The following is a 17,560-nucleotide window of genomic DNA, read 5'->3' as shown; positions in this document are numbered from 1 at the left end:
CGCCGCTGTAGATCACGCTTCATCGATCCGGGCAAACGCATCAACCAGAAAGTCCAGCAACGCGCGCACCGACGGCAGCAATCCGCGACGGGAGGGGAACACGGCGTGGATGATGCCGCTCCGCGGCAACCAACCCGGCAATACATGGACAAGCTCTCCACGCCGGATCTCGTCACTCACCATCATCGTGGGCAACTGGACAACGCCAGCACCGGCAACTGCGGCCTGACGCAAAGAAATCATGTCGTCCGTTACGAACCGGGGCACAAACCGAATCGTCGTCTGAACGCCATCCGGGCCGTCGAGCAGCCACGCATGCTGCGGCTGTGGGGGACCAAAATCGAGGATCGGGCAGCCGCCCAGTTCGGTCGGCGCCTCGATATTGTGCCGCCGCACGACTTCAGGACTCGCCACGAGGCACCAGGCGCGCTCGCCCAGCACGCGCATCACGAGGTCGCTGTCCTTCAATGGCGGTGGCCGTACGCGAATGGCGATGTCCACGCCCTCGCCGATCACGTCGACGACGCGGTTGGTCGCCTCGAGATGGACCGTAACGCGCGGCGTGCCGGCCATGAATTCAGCCAGCATCGCACCGATCCGTGCATGCAGCATCGCGACCGGACAGACCACCCGGATCACCCCCTGCGGCTCCGATCGCATTTGCTCGATGGCCTCCTGCGCCGCCTCGGCCTCGACAAGCACTGCCTTGCAGTGATTGTAGTAATGCTGACCGATATCGGTAATCGAGAACTGCCGAGTGGACCGCTGGACGAGCCGCACGCCGAGATGCTGCTCGAGCGTCGCAATCCGCCGGCTCAATGTGGATTTCGGAATACCCAGGGCTCGGCTGGCGGGTGCGAACCCCCGGTGGTCAACCACTTGCGCGAAGAAATAGAGATCGTTGAGGTCTTGCATCTGCGCGGTTGATCGTTCCATAAATGGGACACTGAGGATAACTCGCGCAGTCTACCGGCGCAAAACTTGATCCTCTACGCTTAAGGCATCCGATTAACCCTCTGGTGCCGCGCCAACGCGATCAAGATGCCCACCGCTTCCACGCTCGCGAAACGCCCGCACCTACACCCATCTCCCAATGCGGGCCGCCCTGCGCGGCCGACTCGGAGAATTCGTCGCACGATTCGTCAAGTTCTCCGCCTGCGAACCATGCCGAGACGCTTACCGAAGTGACATCATGAAATCCTTGAACCACGACGACATTCAGGCATTCTTGCTCGCAGTGGACCAGCAAAGCATCACCGAGTCCGCACGGCGGCTGGGGCTGTCGAAATCCGTTGTCAGCAAACGCATCAGCGATCTGGAGCGCACACTCGGCGTGCAATTGCTGATGCGCTCCACGCGGAACGTCGTCCCGACAGAGGTCGGCCTCATTTTCTACCAGACCGCGTCGAAATCGATGCAGCAACTCGCCGGCGTCGCCGAGGAAATCGCCGAGCGGTCGCACGGACTGTGCGGCGAACTCCGCATTACAGCGCCCGTAAGCCTGACGCGGCGATGGCTGGGGCCGGCGATTGCAAAATTTGCCGCCGCCCATCCGCAATTGCGCGTCACGCTCGAAACCGACGATCGCATCGTCAACATCGAGGCCGAGCGGTTCGACGTCGCCATCCGCTCCGCACGGCTTCCGGACAGCACGCTGATCGCACGCCGGATCGCCACCTGCACCCGGGTCGCAGTCTGCAGTCCGGATTATCTTGAACGGTATGGCGAACCGACATCCATCGACCAGTTGTCCGAGCACAAATGCCTGAACTACAGCAATGTCCCGCCGTCCGTCACATGGTCCTTCTCCACGCCTGGCAGTCCGGGCAAGCCCCGGACGGTCAGCCCGGGCGGCGCCTTTCTCGCCAACAATGGCGAGACGCTGTGCGATGCCGCAATACAAGGCATCGGAATCGCACTGCTACCGCTCTACATCGCCGACCGACACCTGCGCGATGGACAACTCATGCGCGTGCTCGCGAGCGAGACGCCACAGGACGAAATCATCTACGCCGTCTACCCACGAAGCCCGTTCACGAGCAACAAGCTGAAGCTGTTCATCGAGCACGCGCGGATTGCCCTGCTCGATCCGCCGTGGTTCGTACACTCCGGCGAAGCATCCCCTTTCGAAGCAATATCGGCGGCTTCCGCCTGACCCTCCATGCTTCGGATACGAAACAGCGAGCACACGGGACCGATTCTCGTTCTCGTCTGCAGAACAAAGAGTTTCCCGTTCCCGCACTACCGCGATCCGGCAGACTTTCGTAAAGTCTGTCGATCGCAGCCAGCCACGTGCCGTGCAGCGCCGGCCGCCACCTCGAGGCGCGCGATCGTCGGTCGTCCCGTCGATGCGCCCCGGGTCAAATCGGTCCGGGACACTGCAATCAGCGATACCGGCCCACCGTTGAATTCCGTAAATTTCGTCGAGCCGATCGCCTCCTCACCTCCACACCATGTCAGAGAACAAGCACACGATATCGAGACCCGTTGAGGTTTCGGGCCGGATCCGTGCGCTCACCGGGATGGTTCGGGAATTTGGACGGACCGACGGCATGCGACTGATACACGTCGCCAAGACGACCATCGCAGTCGTCCTCGCCATGGGATTGTCGATGCGTCTTGAACTGGCCGCGCCCCGGACGGCAATGGTGACGGTCGTGATCCTGATGATGCATCAGCATAGCGGCATGGTGATGGCGCGGGGCTTCTATCGCGGCATCGGCATGCTGGTAGGCAATCTTGCCGCCATCGTGCTGATCGGCGCATTTCCACAGGAACGCGTTCTGTTCCTGACGGCACTCGTACTGTGGATCGGATGCTGTACCTGGGGTGCCGCCTACTTCCGGAACTACCAGTCGTACGGCTTCGTCCTTGCCGGTTATGCGACGTGTATCGCCGCGATACCATCGATAGACCGGCCGTACGACATCATCTCCAACGTCATCACCGGATTGAGCGAGGTTTCGATCGGCATCTTGTCGGCCAGTCTGGTCAGCGCGCTGATCCTGCCACGTCACGTCGGCGCGGTCCTGATGAAGACCGGCGAAGATCACTACGCCGATTTCATCGGCTTTGTTCGCACTGCTCTCACGCAGCCCCTCGTGCAGGATGACGAACAGAGCCGTCGTTACCTGAAGCTCGCTGCAGCGCGCGCTCAACTCGAAAACCTGCGCAGCGCCGCCGTGTTCGAAGATCCGGAACTGCGCGCGCGCAACGGCATCATGACGCGCATGGCCGGAAAATTCCTCGACGCGGCCGCGCGATTCCATGCCCTGCATCAATATCGCAGCCGCATCGCGCTCGCTGGCGACAGCGAGGCGTCCGAATTCATCACGACGTACTGCGACGAGATAGTACAGGCGCTTCCTAAAGACGAGCCCGGGAAATCGTTCGACCTGCGCACTGCCATGCGGCTTGCCGACGCGGTCGGTGCTGTCGTCACGCGACTGTCAGAAAACTCAGCGCACGCGCCTTCGCCAACTGCCCCGCAACTGTCACGCACAACAACGACAGGCCTGTCGCTGCTGAAGCAGGCGCTCGACAGCCTACACGCCTACCTGAACGATTTCATCGTACTCCGGTTGCCTTCCCTCCCGCTCCCCGACGCGTCGAGCACCACCATGCGCCCGGTCCGGATCGTCACCGCGGCGAACCGCATGGTCTCGGCTGCCGCCGGCCTGCGCGCCATCGTCGCCATTTCCGCAGTTTCAGCATTCTGGATCGTGTCGGGCTGGACCGGCGCGGCTGGCGCCGTCGTGTCCGCCACCATCGCAAGCGCCCTCTACTCGATCATGCCGGCCCCGGCCGCAGCGACACGCCAGGTGGCACTCGGTTGCACCGCATCGTGGATAGCCAGTCTGTACTTCAACTTCGTGCTGATGCCGGGCCTTGAGGGTTTCGTGCCGCTCGCCACCGCACTCGCGCTATTCGTCGCCGTCGGCGCGTACCTGAACACTTTCGCGCCTACGGCCGGATTCGGCCTCGGATTCGGCATCTATTTCTGCTTTCTGGCCAACGTCTCCAATCCAGGCGTGTATGCGCCGGCGACGACGCTCGACGCCGGCTTCTCGTCGATACTCGGCATAGTCGCGGCATCGCTGGCCTATTCCGTCGTCGCGCCGTATGGCGGCGACTGGGCAATCGGGCGTTATCTTCGGCAACTCAAGCGCCTGGTTTCGGTCGACGCCTGCTTCGGCAACCTCAACGGGTTGATGCCTCGCTTCGACGCGGGCGTGCGCGACTTCATGCTGCAGATCGGCACACGTCCTGTGACCGGTCGCCTCGGCCAACACGAACTGTTCGCATGGACCTTCGCTTCGCTGGAGATCGGTCGCAGCGTCGTCGACCTGCGCACGGCCGGCGCCGCTGCGTTGCCATTCTCCGAGTGGCCCGCACGCGAGCGCGCGGTCTGCGCGTCGATCTCGCAATTGTTCGAACAGCCGTCCCGCGAGACCTTGCGCGCCGCAGAACGTGCAGCGATCGACGCACTCGACACCCTGGCCGGCGCCCCGGTCGAGGCTTCCCATTCGGCGTCCTATCTGGCTCATTGCGTCACCTTCATACTCGTCTCGCTGCAATGCAACCTCATTCCGCTGCAACGCCAGCCCGGCGCGCCTCATGACACCCTCGAGTAACCCGGAGCCCCACACCACTGCGCGATCGATCTCCACGTGGGCCGCACGCGGCATCGCCACGCTCGCTGCGCTGTGGCTCGGCGCTTGCGCGCATACCGATGGCATCGCACCGCGCGCGACGCTCGTCGACCCCGTCCAGGTCGCGGATGGTCTGCCGACCGCGTCGTCGCACGCCGCATGGCCGCGCGACGACTGGTGGACCGGCTGGCAAGATCCGCAGCTCGATGCACTCGTCGCAGATGCCATAGCCGACAGCCCGGCGATCCGCATTGCACAGGCGCGCATCGACCGCTCCGTCGAACTCGCTCACGTTGCAGGGGCGTCGCGCTATCCGGTCGCGTCGGCGAGTGGAGATTTCTCACGCGCGAGATTCGCCCGCTTTGCGAGCTCGAGCCCACCAGGCGGCAATACCGTCTGGAACAATTCGGTCGGTGCCGACCTGAGCTACGCGCTCGATCTGTGGGGCAAGCATCGCGCGGAACGCGAAGGCACGCTCGACAGCGCACTCGCGGCCGAATCCGACGCGCGAGAGGCACGTCTGGCGCTCGAAACCGCCGTCGTACGCACTTACATCATGTTCGCGAAAGCGTTCGACCAGCGTGACGTCACGCTCGCGACGCTGCAGCGGCAACAGAGCATCGTGGACATCATCGAACACCGCACCCGGGCGGGACTGGCAAGCCGGTTCGAGGTCAAGCAAGCCGGTACGCCGGTCGCCGCAACACGCGCGCAGATCGAGGAACTCAACCGGCAACTCGCCGTGCTGCGCAACGAACTGGCCGTGCTCACCGGCCGCGGTCCGATGGCCGGTTCGCAGCTCGCGCGTCCTGCGTTGCGGTTCGACGTGTCCGCAACGCTGCCAGCGAACCTGCCCGCCGAACTCGTCGGCCGTCGGCCGGACATCGTTGCAGCACGATGGCGCGTGGAAGCGGCGTCGACGAACATCCGGGTGGCCAAGGCCGACTTCTATCCGAACATCGACCTGATTGCGAGCGCCGGATTGGCGTCCGCCGCTTTCGGCGGATTCTTCACTTTCGTGAACAACGACGCAATGACGCACCGGTTCGGTGCGGCCATTTCCCTTCCGATCTTCGATGGCGGCCTGCGACAGGGCAGGTATGGCGTCGCGGTCGCGGACTATGACCTCGCGGTAGAAACATACAACCAGGCAGTGCTCACTGCGTTCCGCGAAGTCGCAAACCAGGTCGTCTCACTGCAATCGCTCGCGCGCCAGCAGGTCGACATCGAGGCTTCTGTCGATTCCGCGCAAAGTGCGTTCGATTTCGCGGCACGGGGTTATCGCGCCGGCCTCACGGACTACTTGAACGTGCTGTCGACCCAGACCGAGCTCCTGCAGGCACAACAGGGCCTCGCCAACCTTCGTGCCGCGCGTCTCGATGCGTGGGCGCAACTGATGATGGCGCTCGGCGGCGGCATCGAATCGACGGGCGGCGCTGCCCGTATGCCCGGCGGAGGCCCAGATGTTCGCTGAAGTGTCGTTCGTCTCGCTGCTCGTACCCGGCCTGCTACCGGTTTTCATCGGCTGTGGCGTCGCGTTCTGGATCGTCGACCGGACAATCGCCCGCGTGGGTCTTTACCGGCATGTCTGGCACCCGGCACTGTTCCGCGTCTCCGTGTTCGTGTGCCTGTTCAGCGGCACCGGTCTGCTGTTGACACGTTGACCGCCCCTCCCACTTCGTATCGAGTCCACATGCGTGCCCAAACCCTCTTTCGCGTAGCGGCCACCCTGCTTCTATTCGTCGCCGCCACCGTGCTCGCTCACGCACTGTGGAACCGCTACATGTATGCGCCCTGGACACGCGACGGGCGCGTTCGGGCCAAGGTGGTCAACATCGCGCCGGACGTGCCGGGCATCGTCACAGAGGTGCTCGTCTCCGACAATCAGCAGGTGCATCGCGGCGACGTACTGTTTCGCATCGACCCCGATCGCTTCCGCTACGCGCTGGCCCAGGCCAACGCGCAGGTCGAACTGCGCAAGTCCGAACTCGACATGCGCAAGCAGCAGGCGTCGCGCCGGGCACAGCTCGACAGTTCAGTCATCTCGGCCGAGGTTCGCGAGGATGCCGGGTCGACCGCCCGGCAGGCGACGGCCAACTACCAGGCCGCGCTTGCAACACGCGACGTCGCGCGCCTCAATCTCGCACGCAGCGAAATCCGAGCGCCGGCCGACGGATACATCACCAACTTGAACCTGTATCCGGGCGACTATGCGAGCGCAGGCGTCGCCCGCCTCGCTTTGATCGACGCGCATTCCTATTGGGTCTACGGCTACTTCGAGGAAACAAAACTGCCGCAGGTGCGCGTCGGCGATCCGGCCGAGATCCGGCTGCTCGCCGGCGGACCGCTACTGTCCGGGCACGTCGAGAGCATCGCCCGTGGCATCAGCGATCGCGACAATCCAGCCGGCTCGACACTGCTCGCCGACGTCAACCCGATCTTCACGTGGGTACGTCTTGCGCAGCGCGTGCCGGTCCGGATCCATCTGGATAATCTGCAGACCACCCAGTTTCTAGCCGCCGGCACGACCTGCACGGTTACCCTTCACCCACATCAGCGAGTAGCGGAGCAGACGAATCGTCCGGGCGTCACCCCGTAACACCTGAACGACCGCATGGCGAGCCCGCGTTCGATGGCGAGAAACATCGTGTTTGCGATTACACGCCTAGTCCACGCCGGCACATGCACCTAGACTGTAAATCCGTTAGCAATCCATATCTGACTTCCCCGCGAGAACGTCGCCCGGACCGCCATTTCCTGCACCCGTCATGCCAGTCTCGAAGATTCTTTCTCTTTCATTCAAGGTGAGCGCCGCCCTGATGTTTGCGATCGCGATTGCTGCCGTCGAAATGGCGCTGATCAAGATCTTTGGCGATGGGATCGGCTATGCCGTCCTCGTCGCATTCATCGCGCTCGCGATCGTGGCATGGCACCGCACGACAACCGACCAGGCGGGTTGATGCGCCACGCGTGTGCTCCCGAAAACATCGCTACGCGCGGAACGAGGACGTAGATGGATACCGTGATGCTTGCTCGCATCCAGTTCGGATTGACCGTCACCTTTCACATCATCTTCCCGACGATGTCGATCGGACTCGCAACATTTCTCGCGATCGTCGAAGGATTGTGGCTCAAGACCCGTGACGAACTCTATTTGAAGATCTATCGATTCTGGCAGACGATCTTCGCGTTGGGATTTGGCGTGGGCGTGGTCAGCGGCATCGTGCTGTCGTTCGAATTCGGAACAAATTTCGCCGGGTTTGCGCGACTGGCCGGGCCGGTGATCGGCCCGTTGATCGCACTGGAGGTGCTCACCGCGTTCTTTCTCGAGGCAGGGTTCCTGGGCATCATGCTGTTCGGCATGCAGCACGTCGGCCCGAAGCTGCACTTTCTTTCGACGGTAATGGTAGCGCTCGGCACGACGATTTCCGCATCGTGGATTCTCGCTGCCAATTCGTGGATGCACACCCCCACCGGCGTGACGTTCGATGCAGCCGCCCACGCATTTCACATCGTTGACCGCTGGCGCGTCATATTCAACCCGTCCTATCTGGTTCGACTTCCACACATGCTCCTTGCGGCTTACCTGGCCGCATCCTTCTTCATCGCGGGCGTGGGAGCGTGGTACCTGCTCCGGCGTTCACACGTCGCATTCGCGAAACGCACCTTGTCCATGGGTCTCGGCTTCGCAACCATTGCAATCGCGCTCCAGCTTCCACTTGGCGATTCGGTCGGGTTTCGCATGTTCGACTATCAGCCGGCGAAATTCCAGGCAATGGAAGGGTACTGGCAACCGACGAAAAGCGCGTCTTACCTGCTCATCATCACACCCGATCAGCAACGGGCGCATAACGGCATACAACTCGGCATTCCGTATCTCGGCAGCCTGATTGTCACGCGCTCGCTGCACGGCACGGTCCCCGGACTCGCCAGCACCCCGCCCGAGAATCGCCCTCCCATGGGGCCGGTGTTCTATGCGTTCCGGACCATGTTTCTGCTTGGCCTGCTGATGTTCGCCGTCGCGTCGATCAGCATCTGGCTGCGCCTCAGGCAAGCACTCTTTTCTACCCGATGGTTCCTGCATGTTGTTCAGGCAATGATGCCGATCGGATTCATCGCGACGATCGCTGGCTGGTACACGTCGGAAATCGGCCGCCAACCATGGGTCATCTATGGATATTTGCGCACCGCCGATGCGGTATCGCCCATACCCGGCAGCAGCATCGTGTTCTCCACCGCGCTCTTTGCTGCCGCGTATGCGCTATTTCTCGCTGCGTTCGTCGGCATTACCGCCCGCGTGATACGACGCGGCCCCGACGCATCGCCCCACTCCGCACCCTATGCGGCATCGCTCAAGCCCGTTTTCATGGATCGAGCCAGGACATCCAGCGACAACCCGTCCGGAGACCCATCGTGAATGCTGCGCTGAGCCATATCTGTATTCTCATTGCGATCTTTTCCATCGCGATGTACGTGTTGCTGGACGGTTCCGATCTGGGCGTAGGCATCCTGCTGCTGATTGCGCAACGCGGACGCGAGCGCGACGATCTCGTCGACAGCATCGCGCCGGTCTGGGACGGCAACGAGACCTGGCTGATTCTCGCTGCAATCGTGTTGTTCGGTGCCTTTCCGCTCGCCTATTCGATCCTGGTACCGGCTTTCTATCTCCCGTTCATGGTCATGCTGGTTGCCTTGGGATTTCGCGGCGTCTCGATGGAATTCCGGGTCCACACGCCGTTTGTCCGCTTCTGGGACGGTGCATTCAGCGTCGGATCGGCCGTTGCCGCGTTCACCCAGGGTCTGGTTGCCGGAGCGCTGCTCTCCGGCGACATCGCCGTGGCAGACGGGCATTTTGCGGGACACACGCTGGACGTGTTTACCGGCTTCAATGTGCTGACCGGCCTGGCCGCAGTCGCCGCGTATGCCACCCTCGGCGCATCCTGGCTCAGATTGAAGACTGACGCCCGGCTGCAACGATATCGGTTGCCGGTGCTCCGCGTTGCAGCGCTGACTTTCCTCGTTCTAACGGTGGCCGCGTGCATCCTTGCCGCGAACATCCCGGCCGTTGCGACGATGTGGCATACGCACCCCGTTCGCATGGTCCTGCTCGGCGCGATCAGCAGCGCCTTCTGGGTTGCAGGCTTTACGGCACTGAACACCGCCTCGGACATTCGTCCGTTACTTTGCAACCTGGCCGCAGTGGCAGTACTGCTGATCGGCTTCGTGATCCTTCTTTGGCCTTACGTCGTGCCGTTCAGCCTGACGTTCGGCGATGCCGCTGCGGCCCCGGGCAGCCAACTCATGGTTGCAGTCGGCGCACTGGTCCTATTGCCGGTTGTCCTCGGTTACAACGCATTCGCCTATTGGGTATTCCGCGGCAAGGTCGGCTCGTCCGGACGCCATTGAACCATGGGTAGCCCGATGCGAATCGCCAACTACGTCTTGCACCGATGCATTGCGAGGGTGTCGCGAGTCGGTTCCGGCTCTCCACGCCGTCGACCGATACGGCCGGAAATAGCTGCGGCAGCAGGTCTATATGTCGCGTCCATCCTTATGTTCGCGTTGATCTGCGGCCTGCTGCATCTTCTTTTCACCATGATCTTCCGACTGTAGTGCCGATCCGGCAAAGCAGTTGTTCGCGCAACCGCGCAACCCGCGGTCTTTCCAGCTCCGTTCGGACGCTGCGATCGGCCGCACTATCAGGAGCATGCTCATGAGCGCCCCCGCAAACTTCAATGGCCAGCGCCCCGTCATCGACCCGAACGATTCCGCCATGTTGCTGATCGACCACCAAAGCGGCCTGTTCCAGACCGTCAAGGACATGGAAATGACTGTCCTGCGCAATCACGCGATCGCGCTGGCCAAGATCGCGACGCTCTGCAAGATGCCGGTGATCACGACCGCATCGGTTCCGCAGGGCCCGAATGGTCCGTTGATCCCCGAGATCCACGAAAGCGCACCGCACGCCCAATATGTCGCGCGCAAAGGGCAAATCAACGCCTGGGACAATCCCGACTTCGTCGACGCCGTCAAGGCAACGGGGCGCAAGACGCTGATCATCGCCGGCACCATCACGAGCGTCTGCATGGCTTTCCCCGCCATCTCGGCCGTCCAGGAAGGCTACAAGGTCTTCGCGGTGGTCGATGCCTCCGGCACGTACTCGAAAATGGCGCAGGAGATCACGCTCGCTCGCGTCGTTCAAGCCGGAGTGGTTCCGATCGACACGGCAGCCGTCGCCTCCGAATTGCAGCAGACCTGGCATCGCCCCGATGCACAGCAATGGGCGGAAGTCTACGGAATGATTTTCCCCCCGTACCGACTGCTCATCGAGAGCTATCTCAAAGCTCAGGACGTCGTGAAGAATAGCGAGCAGCTCGATTCCGAACGGTCGTAACGCATGCGACGGTGCCAGCGCGCCGCCGCTGGCACCGCTTGCTCAATATCGCATTCCTGCGCTCACCTCCGCCGGACACCCGGTGAGTTCTCCGTTCCCTCATGCGGTCGCGTGACAATCGGAAACGGCTCGCTGGGTGCCAGGCATCCGCATCAGGTTCGCTTTCGACCGCCGATGCTTGCAAACGCGCTCCGTAACCGGATCACCGGGAACGCATGGCGCTTGATTCATCATCGCTTTGCCTTACCCTTCAAGCAATGCCACAACGTCAGCGCCGGTGATCTGCAGTCCCGACGTGTCGCACGGCGCCTTGCCGGTTCGATGGCACGCGCCGGCGAATTAGCATGGCGGCGCACGGAAATGGCGGCTCGGCGTCGCACGACACCGCGGATATGTACACCGTCGAACCGACGCATGCAATCGGGCAAGCCTGCCTGTCGACCGGCAGGCCGCCCTCGCCCGGAAGACGACGTTGCGGTGATACTCGTCACGGCAGTTCAAGCGATGCAAATCGTTCTTGCACGCCCAATCTACTGGAAGGCTTGCGTCGACGGCCGATGTCCGACCCTGACGGTTTCGCCCGACAGTGGCCCCACAGCCCGGACGACGATATCGACGACTTACTCCGGTCGAATCAGCAGACTGTTCGTGACCGTAGTCACACCGCTCACCGAACTTGCGACGGCGGTTGCAATTTGCGACTGGGCGGCATCCGTCACGGAGCCGCGCAATACAACCGCGCCCTGGCGCGCGACGACGCCAATGTTGGCCGCATTCAGGCCTTTTGCGCTCCCAAGCGCCCGAACGACAGCCCGCTGGAGCCTGCGGTTTCCGGCTTTCAATTCCTTCTTGCTGAGTTCGCTCGCGGTCTGTGGTACGTCGGAACCGACCGGGACGCTCTGAGCGTATGTATTCGTCGCGATAAGCAGCACAGTCGCCGCGTAGAGAGAAAGCAATGCATTGCGGGTGTTCATGTCTGTCGTTCCAGTGTCTGCGCTCCGGCTTCGGTTCGGCCCCGGATCGCCAACAAATTGATTAGAAGAATTTCCGGATGCCGACGGTGCCACCGAAGGTCGTACCGGCCGTACCGTAAAGTGCACCGATCATCGACAAGCCGGTGTTCATCGCACCGTGATTGTTCACCATGCCGCACTGTGCATAGAGCGTCGTACTCTTCGACAGGAAGTAGTCCGCCCCGATAGCCGTCATCACGGAATGGTTGGTCGTATGGTTCCGATCGCTGGTCAGCCAGACACCGCCATTGATGCCCAGCGTCGGGGACGCGAACCAGTTGATGCCGCCGCCGAACACGTTACTGTCGAACGAGCCGGCCACTTTGAAGTTGACGAACGACGCCTTCGCCGTCAGCGAGCCGAACTGATATCCGACCCCGATCATGCGGCCGTTGAATTCGACATTGGTCGGCACCGGTGTCGTTTCCGCCCCTCCCGCATTGCCGCTGTAAAGCGCGGCATTGACCGTCAGTCCGCCGCGCTGATAGCGCACGCGTGCCGCATACTGCTTGCCCGAGCTGAAATCGCCCGGCTTGCCGCCGAATGCAAACATGGTGCTGACGGTGAGTCCTGCAATGGTCGGGCTGGTATACGTCACTGCGTTTGGATTGAAGATGCTGGTTCCCAGCACGGTGCCGACGTAAATGGTCGCTTCGCTGCCAAACAGCGAGAGATCGCGGGGATCCGAATCGTAGACTGCTTGAAAGAACGGGGAAAACTGCAATCCCATTTTCAGCTCGCCTGCAGAACCGGACAGTGCAACCCACGATTCGCAGCCAAAAAAATTGCCATTGCAGTGGAACAGGCTTCCGTTTGTCGCGCTGATGCCGCTCTGCAAACGAAACTTCGCTTTCAGCCCACCCCCAAGATCTTCGGTTCCCTGCAGGCCGAATTGAGAATAGTAGCGGCCACCGTCGATCATCGAAAGCTGGCCTCCGTCATTGAGACCCGTGACAGGGTTGCGCGTCTTGTTCGTGTAGAGCATCGCCACATCGACCACGCCGAACAGCGTGATACTGCTCTGCGCGTGAGCCGGGACGCATGCAGCGGTCGCCACCACGCAACCGGCGAGCCCCAGCGAAACATGCTTTCTCGTGGACATTCAATTCTCCATAACCTGCCGCATCCTTCGCGGCAATAATTTGTTATCCTGATTTTATGAATCGTGTTTCGGATCGCCTTGCGCGCTGTACGTGGCACACTCACCCCGTACGCACCATTCGCCCGAGCCGGATCGGCACCGCCCTCCGGCATGGCAGACGACGCGTCAGTAGCGGCGAATCCGATTCGTTCCGAGCCACGGATAGCGGTCCGTATCGCTCCCCGCATAGTCCGGATCCAGATAGACGTGGCAACGCTGGATCTTGAAGTCGCGTATCTCGAACACGTCGCACCAGCGACCCGCGTGCGTGGCTCCCGCCCGCCAAGTCTCGCCGTTCTTCAATGTGCCGCTCGAAAGCCCCTCGACGCAAACGAGATCGCCCTGTTGAATGACGTTCAGACAGGAAATCTCGTGCGAAACGCCAGCGAGGATCGTCATGAGATCCGCGAACAGTTGCCCTATTTCCTCCTTGCCGCGCGCCACACCCCATTTCGGGAAATACATCTGTGCCTGATCGTCAAACAACTCGAGCAGATTTCCGCCATGATCGAGCCGTTTGAAGTACTCGAGCGCGATCACTTTTCGCTGTTCGTCGTTCATTTCCTTGATCTCCATCACCTTCTCCATTCGCTCACGAAGTTATGCTTCAAAAAATATCTTTGGATTCCTTATTGAACTGAAGAGCCGACGCTCTTTTTCCGATTCGAATCCCCATGCTCACACCATGTAACGACGGGACGACTGTACGACGCGGGTTCGAATGGACGAATCCGCTCCGTACCCCCGGTGCCCGCGGGCAGGACGAATCCCAGGAAAATCGGTGATCGCTTCCGTATCGGGTGCGGCGCATCGTGTCGACAGCGAGGTGTCGACGTGACCGGTCATGGCTCGGCGAACATCGGCGACAGGTCTGCTACCCGCGATGGCCTGAGTAACACGTGCGTGACGTCCAGCAAGAATGGCGCGATTTCATTCAGCATCTGTGCCCATGCTCCGGACCGGGCCAGCGCTTCCTGCCGGACGATCCAGTCGTCCGCGCTCCCCGCTCGCGTGTAGAAGCGCACGCGGTTCAACGGGCCGACCACGGTATTGAATGCACCCAGCAATCCAACGGCGAAAACGGCGTCGTCACCCTGCCCATGCTGCGCGAATGCCTGCCAGAATCTCGGCACGCCGCCCGAGCGAAAGGTCAAGGTCGTCTCCGCGACGACGGTTCGCGACGCCGGCTCGGGTATCGGCGCGCCATGCGCCGGCAGCCAGTCGTTGCCGTTGCCCCACGTCGGCGTCGCTCGAGACAATCCAGCCGGAGACAGTAACTCGTTTTCCTGGCGCACGATCATGGATCGCACCCGTCCGAAATAGGGCAACAGGCACGGATCTCCATACAAGCCGCCAAGACGGGTTTGCCAATCCGCGAAGTCGTCGTACCGGTAAAGGGAAATGACCGACTCGGGCATGCCCGACAACGGGGCGAACACGCCTATCAGTCGATCCAGAATCGGTTGCAAGCGATCCTGGCGCAAACGCTGGGCATCCCAGAAGTCGTTCAGCATGCCCGGCTGCAACGTATAGGTGCGGCGCTCGATCAGCATCGATTTCTCCACGGCACGGCGACACCGCCGGCTATCGTGTTACAGGGGATCCGCGCCTTCATACGCACGCTCCAGCAGTGTGCGAACCGCTTGGCGCTCGATCGGGCGAGGATTCGGATAAGGCTTCTCGACGATCAGGTCGACCGCGCGGTCAATGCCGTCGCGGGGCATCCCGATCTCGCGCAACGACCTCGGCATGTCGAGCGCATCGCCGAGGCCCCGCAAGCCCGCCACCGCATTCGCGGCACCGATCGCGTGGCCGACGCGCGCGAGCGCTGACTTCGCATGTGCCGCGTTATATGCCAGTGCATACGGAAGGATCACGGTATGTACGTCGGCATGGGAAAGATTGCAGGTTCCGCCCAGCGTGTGGCAGATCTTGTGATGTATGCCCATCTGCACATTGCCGAGCACCGTCCCGCAAAGCCACGCGCCATAGAGCGCTTCTCCGCGCGCATCGACATCGGACGGTGATGCGTAGAGGCGCGGCAGCGCGCCCGCGAGTGCGCGTATGCCCTCCTCCGCCATCAGGCTATAAACCGGGCTGCCGTCGCGCGCATACAGCCCCTCCACCGCGTGCGCGATGGCGTTCATGCCACTCGTCACGCTCAGCTTCACCGGTAGCGAAAGGGTCAGTTCCGGGTCGTACACCACACATCGCGGCAGCACACGCCAGTCTTTGCCGGTCTTCTTCACGCCGGCCTCGGTCAGGCCGTAAAGCGGTGTCATCTCGGAACCCGCATATGTCGTCGGCAACGCGACGATCGGCAAATCGGATTCGAGCGCAATCGCCTTGGCCAGTCCGATTGTCGATCCACCACCGGCCGCGATACAGGCATCGGCACCGGCCGCGCGTGCCGCGCGAATGGCCTCGCGCGCCACGTCGACCGGGACATGCATGACCGCCTTGTCCAGCACGCCCGCACTTCGTTGCCCGAGTATCCGATCGATCCGACGCCCCAGGTCCACCTGTTCGGGCGTCGTCACGACAAGCGCCCGGGCGATTCCCATCGAGTCGAGCACGTCGGGCAGGGTTTCGAGGCTCCCGCTGCCAAACACGACCCGTCCATCGTGGTTTTCATGATTGAACGACTGCATGATGCGATTCCTGCTCAATGATGTGGGTGAACACTGCCGGGACGCATGTCGAGCACTCGTCTCGCGTACTCGATTTCCGCATCGCGTATTCCGTGCTCGGTTCCAGGATCGACGTGCAGGGTCACGATCGCGCCGGCCGCTTCGAACAAGTCGGCGGATCGGCGCACCGCCTCCGCAGGCACATACGGATCGTGTTCCGAGGTGGAAAACAGCACGGGCATGCCGGCAAAGTCGCGCCCGGCGGCGTCGCGCTGCATATCGTGCGGACCGATCAGCGCCCCTGTCAGGGACACGAGTGCACGATACCGGCGTCGGCTTCGCCACACGAATTCGCCGCACAGGCACGCCCCTTGCGAAAACCCCATCAGCACCTGTGACTCATACGGGATGCCAAGCTGCCGCAGCCCTTCCGAGAGCGCCTCCAGGCATGCGAGCGCATCGGAAAGACGTGGTTCGTTCAGTTCGACGGGCGCAAGGAAACGTTCCGGGTACCACGACGCACCGTCCGCGGTGGGTGCCCGCCACGCAAGATCCAACCGGCCGAAACGGCGGACTACGTTGTCGTGCATCCAGCCTGGCGACTGGCCGCGCCCGTGAACAAGAATTACAGCGGTATCCGCACGATCGATCGACACGCCATAGTCGATCACCGGCTGTTCGAGATGCGCATTCGTCATGAGGTCGATGCTTCCTGGTGATCGCGCCGGGTGCACCACTCGTTACCCGGCCTGCTCCCGTTTCAGTAATTGAGGGCTTCCAGCGATTCGAGAATCACGGCACGCTGGCTTTCGAACTGCGGCGCAAGCTGCACCGTCTGCCCCATCTTCTCGTATGGTTCGTCGATCAGGAAAGCATCCGGCTTCGAAACAGTCGCCTCGAACATGGCGCCGCTTGGGGTGCGAACGTAAATCGATTCGAAATAGCCGCGGTCCTTGCGCTCCGACGTGTCGGTGAAACCCAGTCCTTCGAGATTTGCCTTGACGCGATCCTGCACCGAACGGTCGGCAACCTGAAACGCGCAGTGATGCACGATCCCCTCGCCGTAGGTCCAGCTCGCCTGCTGCAAATCCGGTTCCAGCACGTAATCGACGAACTTCCCGGAACCGCCGTCGCCGAACGCATACCGCGCATACTTGCCGTCCCTCCCGGCCTCGTGCGCCGACCAGCCCTGCTGCATGAATTCCTGCGATGCCTCCATGTCACGCACGTTCACACCGATCGTGTGCAGACCACGGATCGCCAGTTCGGCCGGCACTTCGCCATTCGAATACGGCTTTCGCGCATCGTCCGCAATTCCGATCAGCTCGTACGGGATGCCGCACGGATGAGAAAACGACAGGACCTGTTCGCCGAAACGTTCCGATCGCCGAACGTCGAAGCCGTGAGCCGCGAGCCGTCTTTCCCAGAACGGAATGGCCGACTCGGGAACCGACAGCGACAGGCCACCGATCTGTCCCGCGCCGCGATGCCCCTTGCGTCCGAAGTGCGCCACCGGGAAGCAGGTAATCAGCGTGCTCTCTTCACCGAGGTCGTTGCCGTAATAGAGGTGATAGAACGGTGCCATGCCGTCGTAAATGAGCGTCTTCTTCACGCTCTTCAACGACAGGACCTTCGTATGGAAGTCATAGTCCTGCTGCGCAGTACCTACGCACAGCGTGATGTGATGGTGGCGCATGATCGCCTGGTTGATTTGGGTCATTTGTGTCTCC

Annotated in this window: 17 protein-coding genes; 9 read left to right on the top strand and 8 right to left on the bottom strand. The window is 62.0% G+C overall.

Going from position 1 to position 17,560, the window contains the following annotated elements; translation table 11 throughout:
• Positions 1–12: 12 nt before the first annotated feature.
• Positions 13–915: a LysR family transcriptional regulator gene (locus tag ACN8ZM_RS19785; protein ID WP_420212136.1), complete on the bottom strand. Its 903-nt coding sequence runs from the start codon at positions 913–915 to the stop codon at positions 13–15.
• A gap of 286 nt (positions 916–1,201) precedes the next feature.
• On the opposite strand from ACN8ZM_RS19785, the gene ACN8ZM_RS19780 reads away from it, so the two are divergent.
• From ACN8ZM_RS19780 to ACN8ZM_RS19740, 9 genes are all read left to right on the top strand, one after another.
• On the top strand, positions 1,202–2,155 hold the full coding sequence (locus ACN8ZM_RS19780; protein WP_420212645.1) for a LysR family transcriptional regulator: 954 nt from the start codon (positions 1,202–1,204) through the stop codon (positions 2,153–2,155).
• 298 nt (positions 2,156–2,453) lie between these two features.
• Positions 2,454–4,634: an FUSC family protein gene (locus ACN8ZM_RS19775; RefSeq protein ID WP_420212135.1), complete on the top strand. Its 2,181-nt coding sequence runs from the start codon at positions 2,454–2,456 to the stop codon at positions 4,632–4,634.
• Positions 4,618–6,126 carry an efflux transporter outer membrane subunit gene (locus ACN8ZM_RS19770; protein WP_420212134.1) on the top strand — a complete coding sequence of 503 codons (1,509 nt, stop codon included), beginning with the start codon at positions 4,618–4,620 and terminating at the stop codon, positions 6,124–6,126. The genes ACN8ZM_RS19775 and ACN8ZM_RS19770 overlap by 17 nt, the downstream gene beginning before the upstream one ends.
• Positions 6,116–6,316, top strand: a complete 201-nt coding sequence (locus tag ACN8ZM_RS19765) for a DUF1656 domain-containing protein (protein WP_420212133.1) — start codon at positions 6,116–6,118, stop codon at positions 6,314–6,316. Before ACN8ZM_RS19770 ends, ACN8ZM_RS19765 begins: the two co-directional genes overlap by 11 nt.
• Positions 6,317–6,345: 29 nt before the next feature.
• The gene (locus ACN8ZM_RS19760) at positions 6,346–7,251 is read left to right on the top strand and encodes an efflux RND transporter periplasmic adaptor subunit (RefSeq protein WP_420212132.1); all 906 of its coding nucleotides are present in this window, start codon (positions 6,346–6,348) and stop codon (positions 7,249–7,251) included.
• A 169-nt stretch (positions 7,252–7,420) separates the two neighbouring features.
• On the top strand, positions 7,421–7,612 hold the full coding sequence (locus ACN8ZM_RS19755) for a hypothetical protein (protein ID WP_420212131.1): 192 nt from the start codon (positions 7,421–7,423) through the stop codon (positions 7,610–7,612).
• Between the two features lie 53 nt (positions 7,613–7,665).
• Positions 7,666–9,069, top strand: coding sequence for a cytochrome ubiquinol oxidase subunit I (locus tag ACN8ZM_RS19750; protein ID WP_420212130.1), 1,404 nt, complete (start codon positions 7,666–7,668; stop codon positions 9,067–9,069).
• Complete coding sequence (locus tag ACN8ZM_RS19745) at positions 9,066–10,058, top strand: cytochrome d ubiquinol oxidase subunit II (RefSeq protein WP_420212129.1); 993 nt, start codon at positions 9,066–9,068, stop codon at positions 10,056–10,058. The genes ACN8ZM_RS19750 and ACN8ZM_RS19745 overlap by 4 nt, the downstream gene beginning before the upstream one ends.
• A gap of 307 nt (positions 10,059–10,365) precedes the next feature.
• A complete protein-coding gene (locus ACN8ZM_RS19740) occupies positions 10,366–11,046 on the top strand; it encodes a hydrolase (protein WP_420212128.1) in 681 nt (226 codons plus the stop codon).
• Between the two features lie 620 nt (positions 11,047–11,666).
• On the opposite strand, the gene ACN8ZM_RS19735 is transcribed toward ACN8ZM_RS19740, so the two are convergent.
• The 7 genes from ACN8ZM_RS19735 to ACN8ZM_RS19705 form a co-directional block, all read right to left on the bottom strand.
• Positions 11,667–12,020 carry a BON domain-containing protein gene (locus ACN8ZM_RS19735; RefSeq protein ID WP_420212127.1) on the bottom strand — a complete coding sequence of 118 codons (354 nt, stop codon included), beginning with the start codon at positions 12,018–12,020 and terminating at the stop codon, positions 11,667–11,669.
• A 61-nt stretch (positions 12,021–12,081) separates the two neighbouring features.
• Positions 12,082–13,161, bottom strand: coding sequence for a porin (locus tag ACN8ZM_RS19730; RefSeq protein ID WP_420212126.1), 1,080 nt, complete (start codon positions 13,159–13,161; stop codon positions 12,082–12,084).
• 165 nt (positions 13,162–13,326) lie between these two features.
• The gene (locus ACN8ZM_RS19725) at positions 13,327–13,776 is read right to left on the bottom strand and encodes a nuclear transport factor 2 family protein (protein WP_420212125.1); all 450 of its coding nucleotides are present in this window, start codon (positions 13,774–13,776) and stop codon (positions 13,327–13,329) included.
• A gap of 266 nt (positions 13,777–14,042) precedes the next feature.
• Positions 14,043–14,753: an NIPSNAP family protein gene (locus ACN8ZM_RS19720; RefSeq protein WP_420212124.1), complete on the bottom strand. Its 711-nt coding sequence runs from the start codon at positions 14,751–14,753 to the stop codon at positions 14,043–14,045.
• Positions 14,754–14,792: 39 nt separating this feature from the next.
• Positions 14,793–15,851 carry a maleylacetate reductase gene (locus ACN8ZM_RS19715; RefSeq protein WP_420212123.1) on the bottom strand — a complete coding sequence of 353 codons (1,059 nt, stop codon included), beginning with the start codon at positions 15,849–15,851 and terminating at the stop codon, positions 14,793–14,795.
• Between the two features lie 14 nt (positions 15,852–15,865).
• A complete protein-coding gene (locus ACN8ZM_RS19710; protein ID WP_420212122.1) occupies positions 15,866–16,528 on the bottom strand; it encodes an alpha/beta hydrolase in 663 nt (220 codons plus the stop codon).
• Between the two features lie 62 nt (positions 16,529–16,590).
• On the bottom strand, positions 16,591–17,550 hold the full coding sequence (locus ACN8ZM_RS19705; protein ID WP_420212121.1) for a VOC family protein: 960 nt from the start codon (positions 17,548–17,550) through the stop codon (positions 16,591–16,593).
• Between the last annotated feature and the right edge of the window lie 10 nt (positions 17,551–17,560).

Origin of the sequence: Burkholderia aenigmatica (assembly GCF_048627025.1) — a bacterium.
GTDB classification, from domain to species: domain Bacteria; phylum Pseudomonadota; class Gammaproteobacteria; order Burkholderiales; family Burkholderiaceae; genus Burkholderia; species Burkholderia aenigmatica.
This window is presented reverse-complemented; position numbering and strand designations above follow the sequence as displayed.